The organism is Citrobacter sp. RHBSTW-00570 (assembly GCF_013739755.1).
Taxonomy (GTDB): domain Bacteria; phylum Pseudomonadota; class Gammaproteobacteria; order Enterobacterales; family Enterobacteriaceae; genus Citrobacter; species Citrobacter braakii.
On the sequence record NZ_CP056399.1, the window covers coordinates 310,052 to 324,871 of the forward strand.

Below are 14,820 nucleotides of genomic sequence, written 5' to 3' on the forward strand. Positions count from 1 at the left end.
GGGCCTACAGTTTTATATCGAGTGTCTTAAGACGCCAGCGACAGCTGCTGTTTCTCAATGTACTCCGCCAGCCACTGGGTCATGCGCGACTGCTGTTCAGCGTTCAGCCACATACCTTCTTTCGTGCGACGCCACAGCGCATCTTCCGCACGGCGCACCCATTCGTGATCGACCAGATATTTCAGCTCGGCCTCATAGAACTCATGGCCGAAGTCTTCACCTAACTCGGCAAGCGAGGTGGCTTTCCCGATAATCCATTCGGTGTTACTGCCGTAGGTGCGCGAATAATGGCGCGCCAGCGACTCGGTCAGGAACGGGTAGCGACGGCGCAGTTTGGCCGCGTAATCTTCACGATCGCCGCCGATGTCACCGCCTGGCAGAATGCACTCTTTTGTCCACGCCGGACCGATTCCCTGATAGTACGACGCCAGTTTTTCCATCGCGTGTTCGGCCAGCTTACGATAGGTCGTCAGCTTACCACCAAAGACCGACAGCAGCGGCGCTTTGCCGTTTTCGTCGTGGATATCCAGCGTGTAATCACGGGTGATAGCCTGCGGCGAGTCGGACTCGTCATCGCACAGCGGACGTACGCCCGAGTAGGTCCAGACGATATCGTCACGGCCCAGCTGTTTCTTAAAGTGCGCGTTGTAGACCTTCAGCAGGTAATTGATTTCACTCTCATCAATTTTTACCGCTTTCGGATCGCCTTTGTATTCGACGTCAGTCGTCCCGATGATCGAGAATTCGTCCATCCATGGGATGACAAACACAATACGTTTATCTTCGTTTTGCAGTATATAAGCTTGCTTCTGGGTATGGACGCGCGGCACTACGATGTGACTGCCTTTAATCAGACGAATACCGTACGGCGATGGCAGATGCATGCCGTCGTCGAAGAACTCTTTCACCCATGGGCCGGTGGCATTGACCAGACCACGCGCCTGCCAGGTGTGCTTTTTACCGGTATCGATATCTTCAGCTTCAACAATCCACAATCCGTTTTCACGGCGAGCGGAGGTAGCGCGAGTGCGGGTTAACACCTCTCCGCCTTTGCGTACGACCATTTGGGCGTTTGCCAAAACCAGTCGCGCATCGTCTACCCAGCAGTCAGAATATTCGAAACCGCGCACAATCTCAGGTTTCATTACGGAATCTGCGCCAAAACGCAAACCGGTCGAACTCGGCAAACTGGTGCGTTTGCCCAGATGATCGTACATAAACAGACCAATGCGGATCATCCACGCTGGACGCAGGTGCGGGCGATGGGGCAGACGAAAGCGCATCGGGAAGGCGATATGCGGTGCCATTTTCAACAACACCTCACGTTCGGCCAGCGCTTCGCTCACCAGGCGAAATTCGTAGTGTTCCAGGTAGCGCAGGCCACCGTGGATGAGTTTGGAGCTAGCGGAAGAGGTGGCGCAGGCTAAATCCTGCGCTTCCAGCATCAGCACGGATAAACCGCGTCCAGCGGCATCTGCCGCGATACCGGCACCGTTGATGCCTCCACCTATCACAATCAGATCTTTGGTTTCCATGCTGGCCTCTCGCACTTTCGTTATAGCTCATTAATGTTCGTTATCGAGCATAATAGCAAAGAATCGCGCCATTGGTAACATCGGATAAACAATTTACAGTGATACATATAACATTATGGCGTTTAACTGCCGTCGGGACGTACACTAAGAAGTAACATGTCTGAAAAGCGTCACCTGCAATATAAAGAAGAGAGAGCAATGGATCAGTTTGAATGTATTAATGTCGAAGAAGCGCATCAGAAGCTGCACCAGGGGGCCGCGGTGTTAGTGGATATCCGCGACCCGCAAAGCTATGCGATGGGTCACGCCCCGCAGGCGTTTCATCTGACGAACGACACGCTGGGGTCATTTATGCGCGAGCATGATTTCGACACCGCCGTGTTAGTAATGTGTTATCACGGCAACAGCAGTAAAGGCGCGGCGCAATATCTTCTTCAGCAGGGCTATGACGCGGTTTACAGTGTTGACGGCGGCTTCGACGCCTGGCATCGACATTTTCCGGCAGAAGTGGCATACGGTTCGTAAGACTATACCCAAATTAATTCGAGTTGCATCGCGACGGCGACGCAGCAAATCTCCGGGCGCGTACGAACAGTATGTGACCGGAGTGAGTGAGGAAAGCCAACAAAGATGCAGCTCGAAGTAAGAAGGGTATATATACTGTCCTCTTTTGTGTGGAATAAGCGACAGCAACCATGTTGATGATTACCTCTTTTGCTAACCCCCGCGTGGCGCAGGCATTTGTTGATTATATGGCGACACAGGGCGTTATCCTGACGATTCAACAACATCAGCAAACGGATGTCTGGCTGGCGGATGAGTCCCAGGCTGAGCGCGTGCATGCTGAGCTGGCGCGATTTCTGGAGAATCCAGGCGATCCGCGTTACCTCGCGGCAAGCTGGCAGTCGGGTCATACCGACAGCGGTCTGCGCTACCAGCGTTATCCGTTCCTGGCCACATTGCGCGAACGCGCAGGCCCGGTAACCTGGGTGGTGATGGCCGCGTGTGTGCTGGTGTTTATCGCGATGAACACGCTGGGCGACCAGACGGTGATGCTCTGGCTGGCATGGCCGTTTGACCCTTCGCTGAAATTTGAATTCTGGCGTTATTTCACCCACGCTTTTATGCACTTCTCGCTGATGCATATTCTGTTCAACCTGCTGTGGTGGTGGTATCTCGGTGGTGCGGTAGAAAAGCGTCTGGGCAGCGGAAAACTGATTGTAATTACCGTGATCAGCGCCCTGCTAAGCGGCTACGTTCAGCAGAAATTTAGCGGCCCGTGGTTTGGTGGGCTGTCTGGCGTGGTATATGCGCTGATGGGTTATGTGTGGTTGCGCGGCGAGCGCGATCCACAAAGTGGTATTTTCCTGCAGCGTGGTTTGATTATCTTTGCTTTGATCTGGATTGTTGCCGGCTGGTTTGATGTGTTCGGCATGTCGATGGCGAACGGCGCACATATCGCCGGGCTGGCCGTGGGTCTGGCAATGGCGTTTGCCGATACTATGAATGTACGAAAACGAACGTAATTTCAGGGAACAATAATGAAGCAAACACAACGACATGACGCGATCATCGAGCTGGTAAAGAAACAAGGATACGTCAGTACTGAGGAGCTGGTGGAGCATTTCTCCGTCAGCCCGCAGACGATTCGCCGCGATCTTAACGATCTGGCCGATCAGAACATGATTTTGCGCCATCACGGTGGCGCGGCGCTGCCCTCCAGCTCGGTCAACACCCCGTGGCATGACCGTAAAGCGACACAGACGGCGGAAAAAGAGCGCATTGCCCGCAAAGTTGCCACGCAGATCCCGAACGGTTCTACGTTGTTCATTGATATCGGCACTACGCCGGAAGCGGTGGCTCACGCGCTGCTCAATCACAGCAATTTACGCATTGTGACCAACAACCTCAATGTGGCGAATACGCTGATGGCGAAAGAGGATTTTCGCATCATACTCGCCGGTGGCGAACTGCGTAGCCGCGACGGCGGTATTATGGGCGAAGCGACCCTCGACTTTATTTCTCAGTTCCGCCTGGACTTCGGCATCTTAGGGATTAGCGGTATCGATAGCGATGGCTCCCTGCTGGAGTTTGATTATCACGAAGTTCGCACCAAGCGCGCGATTATTGAGAATTCACGGCATGTGATGCTGGTGGTGGATCACTCGAAGTTTGGGCGTAACGCGATGGTGAATATGGGCAGTATCAGCATGGTGGATGCGGTGTATACCGACACGCTGCCGCCAGCTGGCGTGATGCAGGTTATTGCGGACCATCATATTCAGTTAGAGCTGTGCTAAGTTAATTCCAGGCCTGATAAGCGTAGCGTATCAGGCATTAACTAAACCCCATACCCCATCATTTTCAGCAGTTTCTGCGCATGTTGCACCGCATCCTGGCGGTGTGCGACGCCGAGCTTTTGATACAAATTGCGGATGTGCGTCTTGATGGTCGTTGCCGCGACGGCTAATTCTCCGGCGATCTGCTCGTTGCTGTAGCCCGAATAAATCAGTCCCAGAACCTGCCATTCGCGCTGGGTCAGCGGGCTGGTGCGGATAAGCTCCGGTACTTCCGGGTGAGTAAGCAGACGCTCAACGAACCCTTCATCGAAGTGGGCGAATTTATGGCGGTGATGCTGGTTAATCTCACGCAAAATACGCTGGGCGCGGTGCTGATCGAGTTCCGGTAAGGTATTGAGCTGAATCAACTGACGCAGTTGCTGCGCCATGGCCTCACCTTCAATGACAAAGTGACTGATAAATCCGGTGCGGTTCGCCAGCTGCAGCGCGTCGAGTAACACGCGCTGTGCGTCATTTTTGCGTCCTGCCTGCCAGTAGAGCTGATTAAGCAGCAGCAGGTTACGGTTCAGATCGCTCATCAGGCGCAGATTGCGCGCATTTTCATTCAACTCTTCCAGCACAATCTCAGCCGGTTCAAACTCGCCCAGCAGGATCTGCGCGCGGGCGATGTTGCGCCACTGGCTTTGCAGAAAGTGGTTATTGGCGAATTCCGGTTTCGGCGTGTGGCGCAGCCAGTTGGCGGCCGAGTTTTTGTCGCCCACCATTTGCCAGTAAATCACCCGTACCTTATCGGCGTTCGAGATCCAGTCACTGTGATAGTGACCGTTACCCAGCAGGTTTTCCAGGCGGTTGAGCAGGCTACGCGCATTATCCAGATCCCCCCGGGCCAGCGAACATTGAATCAGCAGCGCCAGGCACTGTAGCTGTTGCTGCGGCTGGAATGTGGAAAGCAGTTCAATACCCGAGCGGGCAGACGCTTCCGATTCGTCCAGGCGCGCCCATGCCCACAGCAGCTGCGCGCGAATACGCACCAGGAACTCGTGCATCGGCAACTGTTCCAGATGCTGCTCTTTGATCAGCTGAAACGCTTTTTCCTGAGTCTCCCAGGCGGCCTGTAAAAAGCCCTGGGCAAACAAAATTTCGCTTTGCTGGATTAAACTCCACAGTGCGTAATGCCAGACGTCATGGTGGCGCGCCATTTGCTCGGTTTGCTGCATCAACGCCAGAGAACGCGTGAGATCGCCCTTACAGTGCAGGACTTCACCATGTACCGAGGTGGCGACGATACGGCTATAGAACCAGGCGATGGGTAACTCATCCAGCGCCAGCTTTGCCAGGCGCTCGGCTTCGTCAGGATTGCCGTCGTTAATCGCGACCTGCGCACGCAGGGCGTTAAATTCGGCGTGCAGCGTCGGTTCCATGTCGCCTTTCATTTCCTGCTCAGCGCGCGCCAGCAGGGTATTAACCTCGCCGTAGCGGTGCTGGCTTTGCATCAGCCAGGCTTGCAGCAGAACCAGACGCGGATTTTCCAGCAGACTTTCCCACGGCAGGGCTTTCAGCGACTCTTCCAGTAATGTCAGTTCGCTGTGGTTAAACAGTCCCCACGCATGGTTAAGCAGGATATCGCGTAGCATATGGGCGTCGCCTGCCGCCAGCGCGTGGTGGATAGCTTCGCTGGGGAAACCTTGCGCCATCCAGCTTTCAGCGGCGGCGCGGTGTATTTCGGGCAGTTCGCTTGCCAGCTCCCACTGACAGCGCTGGCGTAAAAAGCTGCCAAACAGCGGGTGGTAGCTGAACCACTCACCGACGTCATCCATCCGCTGCAAGAATAATCCCTGGCGCTCAATCTCCTCCAGCCGCATCTGGCCGTTTTCTTCCCCAGTGACCCGGACGATCAGTGCGTCGTTCATTGAGCGCAGAATGGCGCTTTTCAGCAGGAAATGACGGGTGCCGAGGTCGACGCTGTCCAGCACTTCATCAACCAGATAATCGGACAGATGGCTGGCGTTGATCCCGGCGAGGCGGCGTGCGGACTGGTGCGCAGAATGGTTGTTCTGGCGGGCGGAGAGGGCAATCAGCTGTAACGCCGTGGCCCAGCCAGCAACGTCATCGCACATCCGGCTGCTTTCTGCCGCTTCGATAGGTGAGGACAAACGTCGATCAAAAAATTGTTTGGCTTCCTGGTGGTTAAACGCCAGCTGTTGGCTGCCTATCTCCAGCAACTGATCGCGTACTCGCAGGTTGGCAATACCCAACTGCGGCAGGTTGCGCGACAGCACGACCAGCGTGAGGTTCTCAGGCTGATGACGCAGGAAGAAACGCATCGCTTCGTGAATTGCCGGATTGGAGATGAGATGATAATCATCCACTACCAGGTAGAGCGGGCGATGCCACTCGGCCAGTTCAATAAATAGCTGCGCAAACAGTGACGTCAGGCTGGCGTATTGGCGCTTTTGCACCATCGCTTCGCTGGTGGTGCAGTGTCCACCGGTTGCCTGCTGGATAGCGGCGATCAGATAGCTGGCAAAGCGTTCTTGTTGATTATCGCCTTCATCCAGAGAGTACCAGCCTAAGTCGTTCTTCCCCGCTGCCCATTGTGAAACCAACGTCGTTTTTCCATAACCAGCAGGACTTGTTATCAGGGCAAGCCTGAAATTGTTCGCGCCGGAAAGTTTAGCCAACAGGCGCTCACGAACCACCGTATGGTCGAGTCGAACCGAACGACTTAATTTAGACGGAATCAACATAAGTTAGTCACTTCACTGTGTGAAAATGGGGAAAAATGATTTTTTTTGCGCTTCGTAATTAATAGATATAAGGTCGGCCAGATTAGTGTTTTATGCAAGCTAAGCGGACTTTTTGTGTGTCTGATTTTGCACTATGTCACAAATCTAAACATCTATTACATTAATTGCTTTAAAGAGTCACAACAGGCGTGGCGACTGGATCCGTCGGTATTTTGGCTGAGCCGAAAAATACCTCCCTTTTTATAAGGTTACTCAGTTGCTTAATGTAAAGAGCCGAATTTTGTGGCCGACTTAAAAGTTTTATGTGAATTATCTTATCCACCTTGGATATTTCAGGTTAGAAACTATTTCTCTGTTTACAGATTGTTTCCCATCGTCACCCCTCTATTTGATATTGTCGATTTATCTCTTGTTATTAATGCGCCGTCCGTTGGGCATTACAGGGGCGTTATGCCGGACTTACGCGAATTTACGGGCGATAACACCCTCTTTAAGTGGCAGCGATCACACTTTTATGCTCATCCCCGCTCCTCCTCCCTGCCTAATCCGTGCCAGGATGAGGAAGGTCAACAACGAGCCTGGCAAACTAGCGATAACGTTGTTTTATTACCTAAGGATCTGGAACCCCTATGTCACAGCCTACTTTCAACAAAGATCAATTTCAGGCTGCCCTGACGCGTCAGTGGCAGCGCTTCGGTTTACTGTCGGCTCAAGAAATGACGTCGCGCCAGTGGTGGCAGGCAGTGAGTGGGGCGTTGGCTGAGTTACTCAGCGCCCAGCCTGCGGCGAAGCCGGCAAAAAATCAGCGCCATGTTAACTACATCTCGATGGAGTTTTTGATTGGCCGTCTGACCGGCAACAACTTACTCAATCTCGGCTGGTATCAGGCGGTGAGCGATGAGCTGCAAGCGCATGACGTCAACCTGACCGACCTGCTGGAAGAAGAGATCGACCCGGCGCTGGGTAACGGTGGATTGGGGCGCCTGGCGGCCTGCTTCCTTGATTCGATGGCGACAGTCGGTCAATCGGCGACGGGCTATGGTCTCAACTACCAGTACGGCCTGTTCCGTCAGTCGTTTGCCGATGGGCAGCAGATGGAAGCCCCGGATGACTGGCATCGCGGCAGCTATCCGTGGTTCCGTCACAACGAGGCACTGGATGTGCAAGTAGGGATTGGCGGCAAGATCACCAAAGAAGGGCACTGGGAGCCGGGGTTTGTTATCACCGGCCAGGCCTGGGATCTACCGGTTCTCGGCTACCGTAACGGCGTGGCGCAACCGCTGCGTCTGTGGCAGGCCAGTCACGCGCATCCGTTTAACCTGACCAAATTTAATGACGGCGATTTCCTGCGCGCAGAGCAGCAGGGCATCGACGCTGAAAAACTGACCAAAGTGCTGTACCCGAACGACAACCACACCGCGGGTAAAAAGCTGCGCCTGATGCAGCAATACTTCCAGTGCGCTTGCTCCGTAGCTGACATTCTGCGCCGCCATCATCTGGCAGGGCGTAAGCTGCATGAGCTGGCTGATTTTGAGGTGATTCAGCTCAACGATACTCACCCGACCATCGCCATCCCTGAGCTACTGCGTGTGCTGATTGATGAGCACCAGATGAGCTGGGACGATGCGTGGGCTATTACCAGTAAGACCTTTGCTTATACCAACCACACTTTGATGCCAGAGGCGCTGGAGTGCTGGGACGAGAAGCTGGTGAAAGCACTACTGCCGCGCCATATGCAAATCATCAAAGAGATTAACGACCGCTTTAAGAAGCTGGTCGATAAAACCTGGCCGGGTGACGCTGAAGTTTGGGCGAAGCTGGCGGTGGTGCACAACAAACAGGTGCGTATGGCCAACATGTGCGTGGTCAGCGGCTTTGCGGTTAACGGCGTGGCGGCGCTGCACTCCGATTTGGTGGTGAAGGATCTGTTCCCGGAATATCATCAGCTCTGGCCGAACAAATTCCATAACGTCACTAACGGGATTACTCCGCGTCGCTGGATTAAGCAGTGCAACCCGGCACTTGCCGCGCTGCTGGATAAATCGCTGAAAAAAGAGTGGGCCAACGACCTCGATCAGTTGATTAACCTGGAAAAATACGCCGACGACGCGAAGTTTCGTCAGCAGTATCGTGACATCAAGCTGGCGAACAAAGCGCGTCTGGTGAAGTTTATTAAAGCGCGTACCGGTATTGAGATAACGACTAACGCTCTCTTTGATATTCAGATTAAACGCCTGCATGAGTACAAGCGTCAGCACCTCAACTTGCTGCATATTCTGGCGTTATACAAAGAAATCCGTGAGAACCCGCAGGCCGATCGCGTGCCGCGCGTATTCCTGTTTGGCGCGAAAGCCGCTCCGGGTTACTACCTGGCGAAAAATATCATCTTCGCCATTAACAAGGTTGCAGAAACCATCAATAACGACCCGCAAGTGGGCGACAAGCTGAAGGTCGTATTCCTGCCGGATTATTGTGTCTCGGCGGCGGAAATGCTGATCCCGGCGGCAGATATCTCTGAGCAAATCTCCACCGCCGGGAAAGAGGCTTCCGGCACCGGTAACATGAAGCTGGCGCTGAACGGTGCGTTAACCGTCGGTACGCTGGATGGCGCAAACGTCGAAATCGCCGAGAAGGTAGGTGATGAGAATATCTTTATCTTTGGTCATACCGTGGAAGAGGTGAAGGCGCTCAAGGCTAAAGGTTACGACCCGGTGAAATGGCGTAAGAAAGATAAAGTGCTGGATGCTGTTCTGAAAGAGCTGGAAAGCGGGAAGTACAGCGACGGCGATAAACATGCCTTCGACCAGATGCTGCACAGTATCGGCAAGCAGGGCGGTGACCCGTATCTGGTAATGGCGGACTTCGCGGCCTACGTTGAAGCCCAGAAGCAGGTTGACGTGTTGTATCGTGACCAGGAAGCCTGGACCCGGGCGGCGATTCTGAATACCGCGCGTTGCGGCATGTTCAGTTCGGATCGCTCCATCCGCGATTATCAGACTCGTATCTGGCAGGCGAAACGTTAAGGAATCGCGATGGAAAGCAAACGTCTGGATAATGCCGCGTTGGCGGCGGGGATCAGCCCCAATTACATTAATGCCCACGGTAAACCGCAGTCTATTGGCGTCGAAACCAAGCGGCGTTTGCTTGACGCTATGCATCGCTCCACCGCCACCGCTCAGGTGGCGGTGACCCCGGTGCCGAATGTCATGGTTTATACCGCTGGTAAGAAAATGCCGCTGGCAGTTGAGGGACGCGGAGAGTTTACCTGGCTGCTGACCACCGAAGAGGGCGTGCAGCACAAAGGGCATGCCGTCGGCGGTAAATCGTTCAACCTTCCGGCGAAGCTGCCGGAAGGGTATCACACGCTTACCCTCACCCAGGGGGAGTTGCGTACCCATTGCCGCATCATCGTCGCGCCGAAACGCTGCTATGAGCCGCAGGCTCTGTTAGCCGGGCAGAAGCTGTGGGGCGCATGCGTTCAGCTCTATACCCTGCGTTCAGAAAAAAACTGGGGGATTGGCGACTTTGGCGATCTCCGTGCCATGCTGGTGGAGGTGGCGCAACGCGGCGGCGCGTTTATCGGCCTGAATCCGATTCACGCGCTGTATCCGGCGAACCCGGAGAGTGCCAGTCCGTACAGCCCGTCGTCACGCCGCTGGCTGAACGTTATTTATATAGATGTGAACGCAGTAGACGATTTTCGCCTGAGTAAAGAGGCGCAGGCCTGGTGGCAGAAACCCGCGACTCAGCAAGCTCTGCAACGCGCGCGTGATACCGAGTGGGTTGATTATTCTGCCGTTACCGCATTGAAGATGACAGCGCTGCGTATGGCATGGAAAAGCTTCTCTGCACGTGACGATGAGCAGATGGCGGCATTTCGCCAGTTTGTGACTCAGGAAGGGGATAGCCTGTACTGGCAGGCGGCCTTTGACGCGCTGCATGCGCATCAGGTGAAAGAGGACGCACTGCGCTGGGGCTGGCCGGTGTGGCCGCAAGCTTTCCAGTCGGTGGATTCGCCAGAGGTAAAACGCTTTTGCGAAGAGCATCGTGATGAAGTGGATTTCTACCTGTGGTTGCAGTGGCTGGCGTATACCCAGTTTGCTGACTGCTGGAAAACCAGCCAGGGCTTTGCGATGCCGATTGGATTATATCGCGATCTGGCTGTCGGCGTGGCCGAAGGCGGGGCGGAAACCTGGTGCGACCGCGAGTTGTATTGCCTGAAAGCCTCGGTTGGCGCACCGCCGGATATTCTCGGTCCGCTCGGGCAAAACTGGGGATTGCCGCCGATGGATCCGCATATCATCACGGCACGCGCTTACGAACCGTTTATCGAACTGCTGCGTGCCAATATGCAGAACTGCGGTGCGTTGCGTATCGACCATGTTATGTCGATGCTGCGTCTGTGGTGGATCCCTTACGGTGAAACTGCCGATCACGGCGCCTACGTGCATTATCCGGTCGACGATCTGCTTTCAATTCTGGCGCTGGAAAGTAAACGTCATCACTGCATGGTAATTGGTGAAGATCTGGGGACTGTGCCGGTAGAGATCGTCAGCAAGCTGCGTGATAGCGGCGTGTACTCCTACAAAGTGCTTTATTTTGAGAATGACCATGAGAAAAATTTCCGCGCGCCGAAAGCGTACCCGGAACAATCAATGGCAGTCGCGGCGACGCATGACCTTCCTACGCTTAAAGGTTATTGGGATAGCGGCGATCTGACGCTGGGTAAGGCACTGGGTCTGTATCCGGATGAAGTCGTGTTGCGTGGGTTGTATCAGGACAGAGAACTGGCGAAACAGGGGCTGCTGGACGCGCTGCACAAATACGGGTGCCTGCCAAAACGTGCTGGTCACAAGGCGTCACTGATGTCGATGACGCCGATTCTTAATCGCGGCATGCAACGCTACATTGCTGACAGCAACAGTGCGCTGTTGGGCCTGCAACCGGAAGACTGGCTGGATATGGCTGAGCCGGTCAATATTCCCGGGACCAGCGATCAGTACAAAAACTGGCGGCGTAAGCTCACCGCCACGCTGGAGCAGATGTTTGCCGATGACGGTGTGAACAAGCTGATTAAGGATTTGGATAAGCGCCGAAAAGCGGCCGCGAAGAAGAAGTAAAAAAGCCGGGGATTTCCCCGGCTTTTTTAGGGTGATAGCAGGTAGGCAGGGTAAGCGAAGCGCCACCCGGCACAGTTTTATCAGACCACCATACCCAGCAGCAGACACCCTACCAGACCGCAGACGGAGATAATGGTTTCCAGCATTGACCATGACTTGATGGTTTCACCGATGGTCAAGTTGAAGTACTCCTTGAACAGCCAGAAGCCCGGATCGTTCACGTGGGAGAAAATGACGGAACCGGAACCAACCGCAATAACCATTAGCTCAGGGCTTACGCCGGTCGTTGCAATCAGCGGTGCCACAATCCCACCAGCGGTGATCGCCGCTACGGTTGCGGAGCCCAGTGCGATACGCAGTACCGCAGCGATAGACCATGCCATCAGCAGCGGAGAAACGTTTGAACCGTGCATCATTGACGCGATGTACTTGTCCACGCCGCTATCCACCAGGACCTGTTTGAAGGCACCGCCACCACCAATGATCAACAGCATCATCGCGATGATTTTGATGGAGGACACCAGCGTGTCGTTGATCTGATCCATCGAACGTCCACGGTTCAGACCAAAAGTGAACATCGCAATCAGCACCGCGATAAGCGTTGCCATAACCGGGTCACCCAGGAATTCTGCCACCGTCAGGAAAGCGTGACCTTTTGGCAGAATCATCTCCGCCACGGCGCGCATCGCCATCAGGATAACCGGTACCAGAGAGGTCCAGACGCTGACGCCAAAGCCAGGCATCTCTTCTTCAGTAAACGTTTTCGCGCTGTACAGACCTTCCGGGATTGGCTTATCGATGCCTTTCAGGAAGCGAGCGTACACCGGACCGGCGAGAATAACGGTCGGGATTGCCAGAATCGTACCAAACAGCAGGGTTTTACCCATATCTGCATGGAAAATGGTGGCAATAGCGGTCGGACCTGGGTGCGGCGGCAGGAAGCCGTGAGTTACGGACAGCGCAGCAGCCATCGGCACGCCAACATACAGCAGCGGGATGTTGGCAGCAGCGGCGATGGTGAACACCAGCGGCAGCATCAGCACGAAGCCGACTTCGTAGAACAGGGCAAAACCGACGGTGAAGCCGGTTAATACCACCGCCCACTGAATATGTTTTTTGCCGAATTTAGCAATCAGGGTGGTTGCGATGCGCTGTGCGCCGCCGCAGTCCGCCAGCATTTTGCCCAGCATGGCGCCAAAACCCATAATCAGGGCGAGGCTGCCAAGGGTTCCGCCGACGCCGGCTTTAATCGAACCGATGACTTTATCCAGTGGCATCCCTTGCATCAATCCGACAGCAAGCGCCACCAGGACGAGAGCGATGAAACCGTTCATTTTGAAACGGATCATCAGGAGGAGTAACAAGATTACACCGATAGCAACGATGACTAATGGCATGATTTACCTGGCCTTTACTTTGTTATGGGTAACGTCAGTGTTTAGATGACAAATTCCGATTGTCCCGACCGGGAACAGAGCATTCTCAGCACCAATGCTGGTTGCCTTCAAAACTAATCAGTTTAGCTGGCTGTTATGTGTGTGTTAGGTGCTGATGCGAATGATACGGGTAACATGCGGCGCTTGAAAATCACCTGGGCAGGCAAAATTTAAATTATGAGAGGCTGGTCAAATTATGAGGGGGATTGTTGCAGGAAATATGCGGAAAAATGCAAGGTTGTAGGCCGGATAAAGCGATTACGCTGCCATCCGGCATCAATGCCCGATGGCGGCGCGGATGCGTCTTAACGGGCCTACGGAAACTCTACAGGTTGAGGCGTTAGTAGTAAGAGTGCTCGCCGCGCTGGTGTTCGGTTAAATCGCGAACGCCTTTCAGTTCAGGGAATTCAGCCAGCAGCTGTTTCTCGATACCTTCTTTCAGCGTTACATCCACCATTGAACAGCCGTTACATCCGCCGCCAAACTGCAGAATAGCGTAGCCTTCATCGGTGATTTCCATCAGAGAGACGCGACCACCGTGACCTGCCAGCTGTGGGTTGATCTGCGATTGCAGCATGTACTCCACGCGTTCCATCAGCGGCGCATCATCGGCAACTTTACGCATTTTGGCGTTTGGTGCTTTCAGGGTCAGCTGGGAGCCTAACTGGTCGGTAACGAAATCGATTTCTGCATCTTCCAGATACGGTGCGCTCAGTTCATCAACATATGCGGTCAGCAGGTCAAATTTAATGGCGGTGTCGGTTGCTTCCACGGCGTCCGGCGGACAATAAGAAACGCCGCATTCAGCGTTAGGCGTGCCGGGATTAATCACAAATACGCGGATTTGTGTCCCTTCTTCCTGATTTGCCAGCAGTTTGGCAAAGTGCGCTTGTGCAGCATCGGAAATATGGATCATAGTAATGGCCTAATAGTTGACTATTTTACTTGGTTATAATACGCCCATCATCGAGGCTCTACAAGGTTCGACACAGGCACCATACCTGGACAGTCGCCGCGCCGTTGCGTAAAAGCAGCTGCGCGATTTCCGCGACGGTACTTCCGGTAGTGACGACATCATCCACAATGACCATATGGAGTCCCTGCACTGGCAATTCAAGGCGAAAGGCGTTTTTCAGGTTACGTTTACGTAATCGGGCGCTGAGATGGTGCTGTGTGGCGGTTGCCCGAACCCGCGTGATGGCCCGGCTGTCCCAGTCGCAGCCTAGCCAGCGTGCCAGGGGACGACACAGTAAGTCGCTCTGATTAAACCCTCTGCGCCAGTGCCGGCGTTGCCAGAGCGGGACGCTGACGAGCCTGTCCGGCAGAGGAAGACCGCTGACGCGCCGGGCCTGTAATACCTCCAGCAACAACAAGCGTGAAAGAGCGGGGGCCATTTCGCCACGTCGGGAAAACTTGAGCTGGTGGATAAGCCCGCTCAATGGCGGAGCATAGTCGCTGACGGTAACCAGTCGCTGCCACGGCGGTGGTTTTTGCAGACAGCGCCCGCAGGGAACGACGGTATGCGCGGCAGGGAGTCCACATTGAGGGCACCGGCTGACGTGCTGATGCGTTGCCCGTGTGCAGACTGAACAGATCCCCCAATGCCCTAACGTCAGGGGCATTCGGCATAGCCAGCACAATCCCGGTACTGTTAGCATAGAAGCATCCTTTCAGGCTAAAAG

The 14,820-nt window shown here is 54.4% G+C and carries 10 protein-coding genes; 5 read left to right on the top strand and 5 right to left on the bottom strand.

Annotated elements, in window-relative coordinates; all coding sequences use genetic code 11:
* Positions 1–26 precede the first annotated feature (26 nt).
* Positions 27–1,535: a glycerol-3-phosphate dehydrogenase gene (glpD, locus tag HV237_RS01430; protein WP_047358174.1), complete on the bottom strand. Its 1,509-nt coding sequence runs from the start codon at positions 1,533–1,535 to the stop codon at positions 27–29.
* A 198-nt stretch (positions 1,536–1,733) separates the two neighbouring features.
* On the opposite strand from glpD, the gene glpE reads away from it, so the two are divergent.
* The 3 genes from glpE to HV237_RS01445 all read left to right on the top strand — a co-directional run bounded on the left by glpE (position 1,734) and on the right by HV237_RS01445 (position 3,835).
* A complete protein-coding gene (gene glpE / locus HV237_RS01435) occupies positions 1,734–2,060 on the top strand; it encodes a thiosulfate sulfurtransferase GlpE (RefSeq protein ID WP_003023495.1) in 327 nt (108 codons plus the stop codon).
* A gap of 170 nt (positions 2,061–2,230) precedes the next feature.
* Positions 2,231–3,061 carry a rhomboid family intramembrane serine protease GlpG gene (gene glpG / locus HV237_RS01440; protein WP_016154811.1) on the top strand — a complete coding sequence of 277 codons (831 nt, stop codon included), beginning with the start codon at positions 2,231–2,233 and terminating at the stop codon, positions 3,059–3,061.
* A 15-nt stretch (positions 3,062–3,076) separates the two neighbouring features.
* Positions 3,077–3,835 (top strand): DeoR/GlpR family transcriptional regulator, encoded by a 759-nt coding sequence (locus HV237_RS01445; protein WP_003023499.1) that lies wholly within the window; start codon positions 3,077–3,079, stop codon positions 3,833–3,835.
* Between the two features lie 41 nt (positions 3,836–3,876).
* Here HV237_RS01445 and malT read toward each other — a convergent pair whose 3' ends face one another.
* Entirely contained in the window at positions 3,877–6,582 is a 2,706-nt protein-coding gene (gene malT, locus HV237_RS01450; protein ID WP_181541666.1) for an HTH-type transcriptional regulator MalT, read from the bottom strand.
* A gap of 629 nt (positions 6,583–7,211) precedes the next feature.
* On the opposite strand from malT, the gene malP reads away from it, so the two are divergent.
* Both malP and malQ read left to right on the top strand, forming a co-directional pair.
* Positions 7,212–9,605, top strand: a complete 2,394-nt coding sequence (gene malP, locus HV237_RS01455) for a maltodextrin phosphorylase (protein WP_047358172.1) — start codon at positions 7,212–7,214, stop codon at positions 9,603–9,605.
* A 9-nt stretch (positions 9,606–9,614) separates the two neighbouring features.
* A complete protein-coding gene (gene malQ, locus HV237_RS01460; RefSeq protein WP_047358171.1) occupies positions 9,615–11,702 on the top strand; it encodes a 4-alpha-glucanotransferase in 2,088 nt (695 codons plus the stop codon).
* Positions 11,703–11,782: 80 nt separating this feature from the next.
* On the opposite strand, the gene gntT is transcribed toward malQ, so the two are convergent.
* The 3 genes from gntT to gntX all read right to left on the bottom strand — a co-directional run bounded on the left by gntT (position 11,783) and on the right by gntX (position 14,796).
* Entirely contained in the window at positions 11,783–13,099 is a 1,317-nt protein-coding gene (gntT, locus tag HV237_RS01465; RefSeq protein ID WP_003023507.1) for a gluconate transporter, read from the bottom strand.
* A 379-nt stretch (positions 13,100–13,478) separates the two neighbouring features.
* Positions 13,479–14,054, bottom strand: a complete 576-nt coding sequence (gene nfuA / locus HV237_RS01470) for a Fe-S biogenesis protein NfuA (protein ID WP_003023509.1) — start codon at positions 14,052–14,054, stop codon at positions 13,479–13,481.
* 58 nt (positions 14,055–14,112) lie between these two features.
* Positions 14,113–14,796, bottom strand: a complete 684-nt coding sequence (gene gntX / locus HV237_RS01475; RefSeq protein ID WP_016154807.1) for a DNA utilization protein GntX — start codon at positions 14,794–14,796, stop codon at positions 14,113–14,115.
* Positions 14,797–14,820 lie beyond the last annotated feature (24 nt).

Coding starts and splice junctions, on each gene's coding strand:
- glpD (WP_047358174.1), bottom strand. CDS start 1,535: ATGGAAACCAAAGATCTGATTGTGATAGGTGGAGGCATCAACGGTGCC.
- nfuA (WP_003023509.1), bottom strand. CDS start 14,054: ATGATCCATATTTCCGATGCTGCACAAGCGCACTTTGCCAAACTGCTG.
- gntT (WP_003023507.1), bottom strand. CDS start 13,099: ATGCCATTAGTCATCGTTGCTATCGGTGTAATCTTGTTACTCCTCCTG.
- gntX (WP_016154807.1), bottom strand. CDS start 14,796: ATGCTAACAGTACCGGGATTGTGCTGGCTATGCCGAATGCCCCTGACG.
- glpG (WP_016154811.1), top strand. CDS start 2,231: ATGTTGATGATTACCTCTTTTGCTAACCCCCGCGTGGCGCAGGCATTT.
- malT (WP_181541666.1), bottom strand. CDS start 6,582: ATGTTGATTCCGTCTAAATTAAGTCGTTCGGTTCGACTCGACCATACG.
- malP (WP_047358172.1), top strand. CDS start 7,212: ATGTCACAGCCTACTTTCAACAAAGATCAATTTCAGGCTGCCCTGACG.
- malQ (WP_047358171.1), top strand. CDS start 9,615: ATGGAAAGCAAACGTCTGGATAATGCCGCGTTGGCGGCGGGGATCAGC.
- glpE (WP_003023495.1), top strand. CDS start 1,734: ATGGATCAGTTTGAATGTATTAATGTCGAAGAAGCGCATCAGAAGCTG.
- HV237_RS01445 (WP_003023499.1), top strand. CDS start 3,077: ATGAAGCAAACACAACGACATGACGCGATCATCGAGCTGGTAAAGAAA.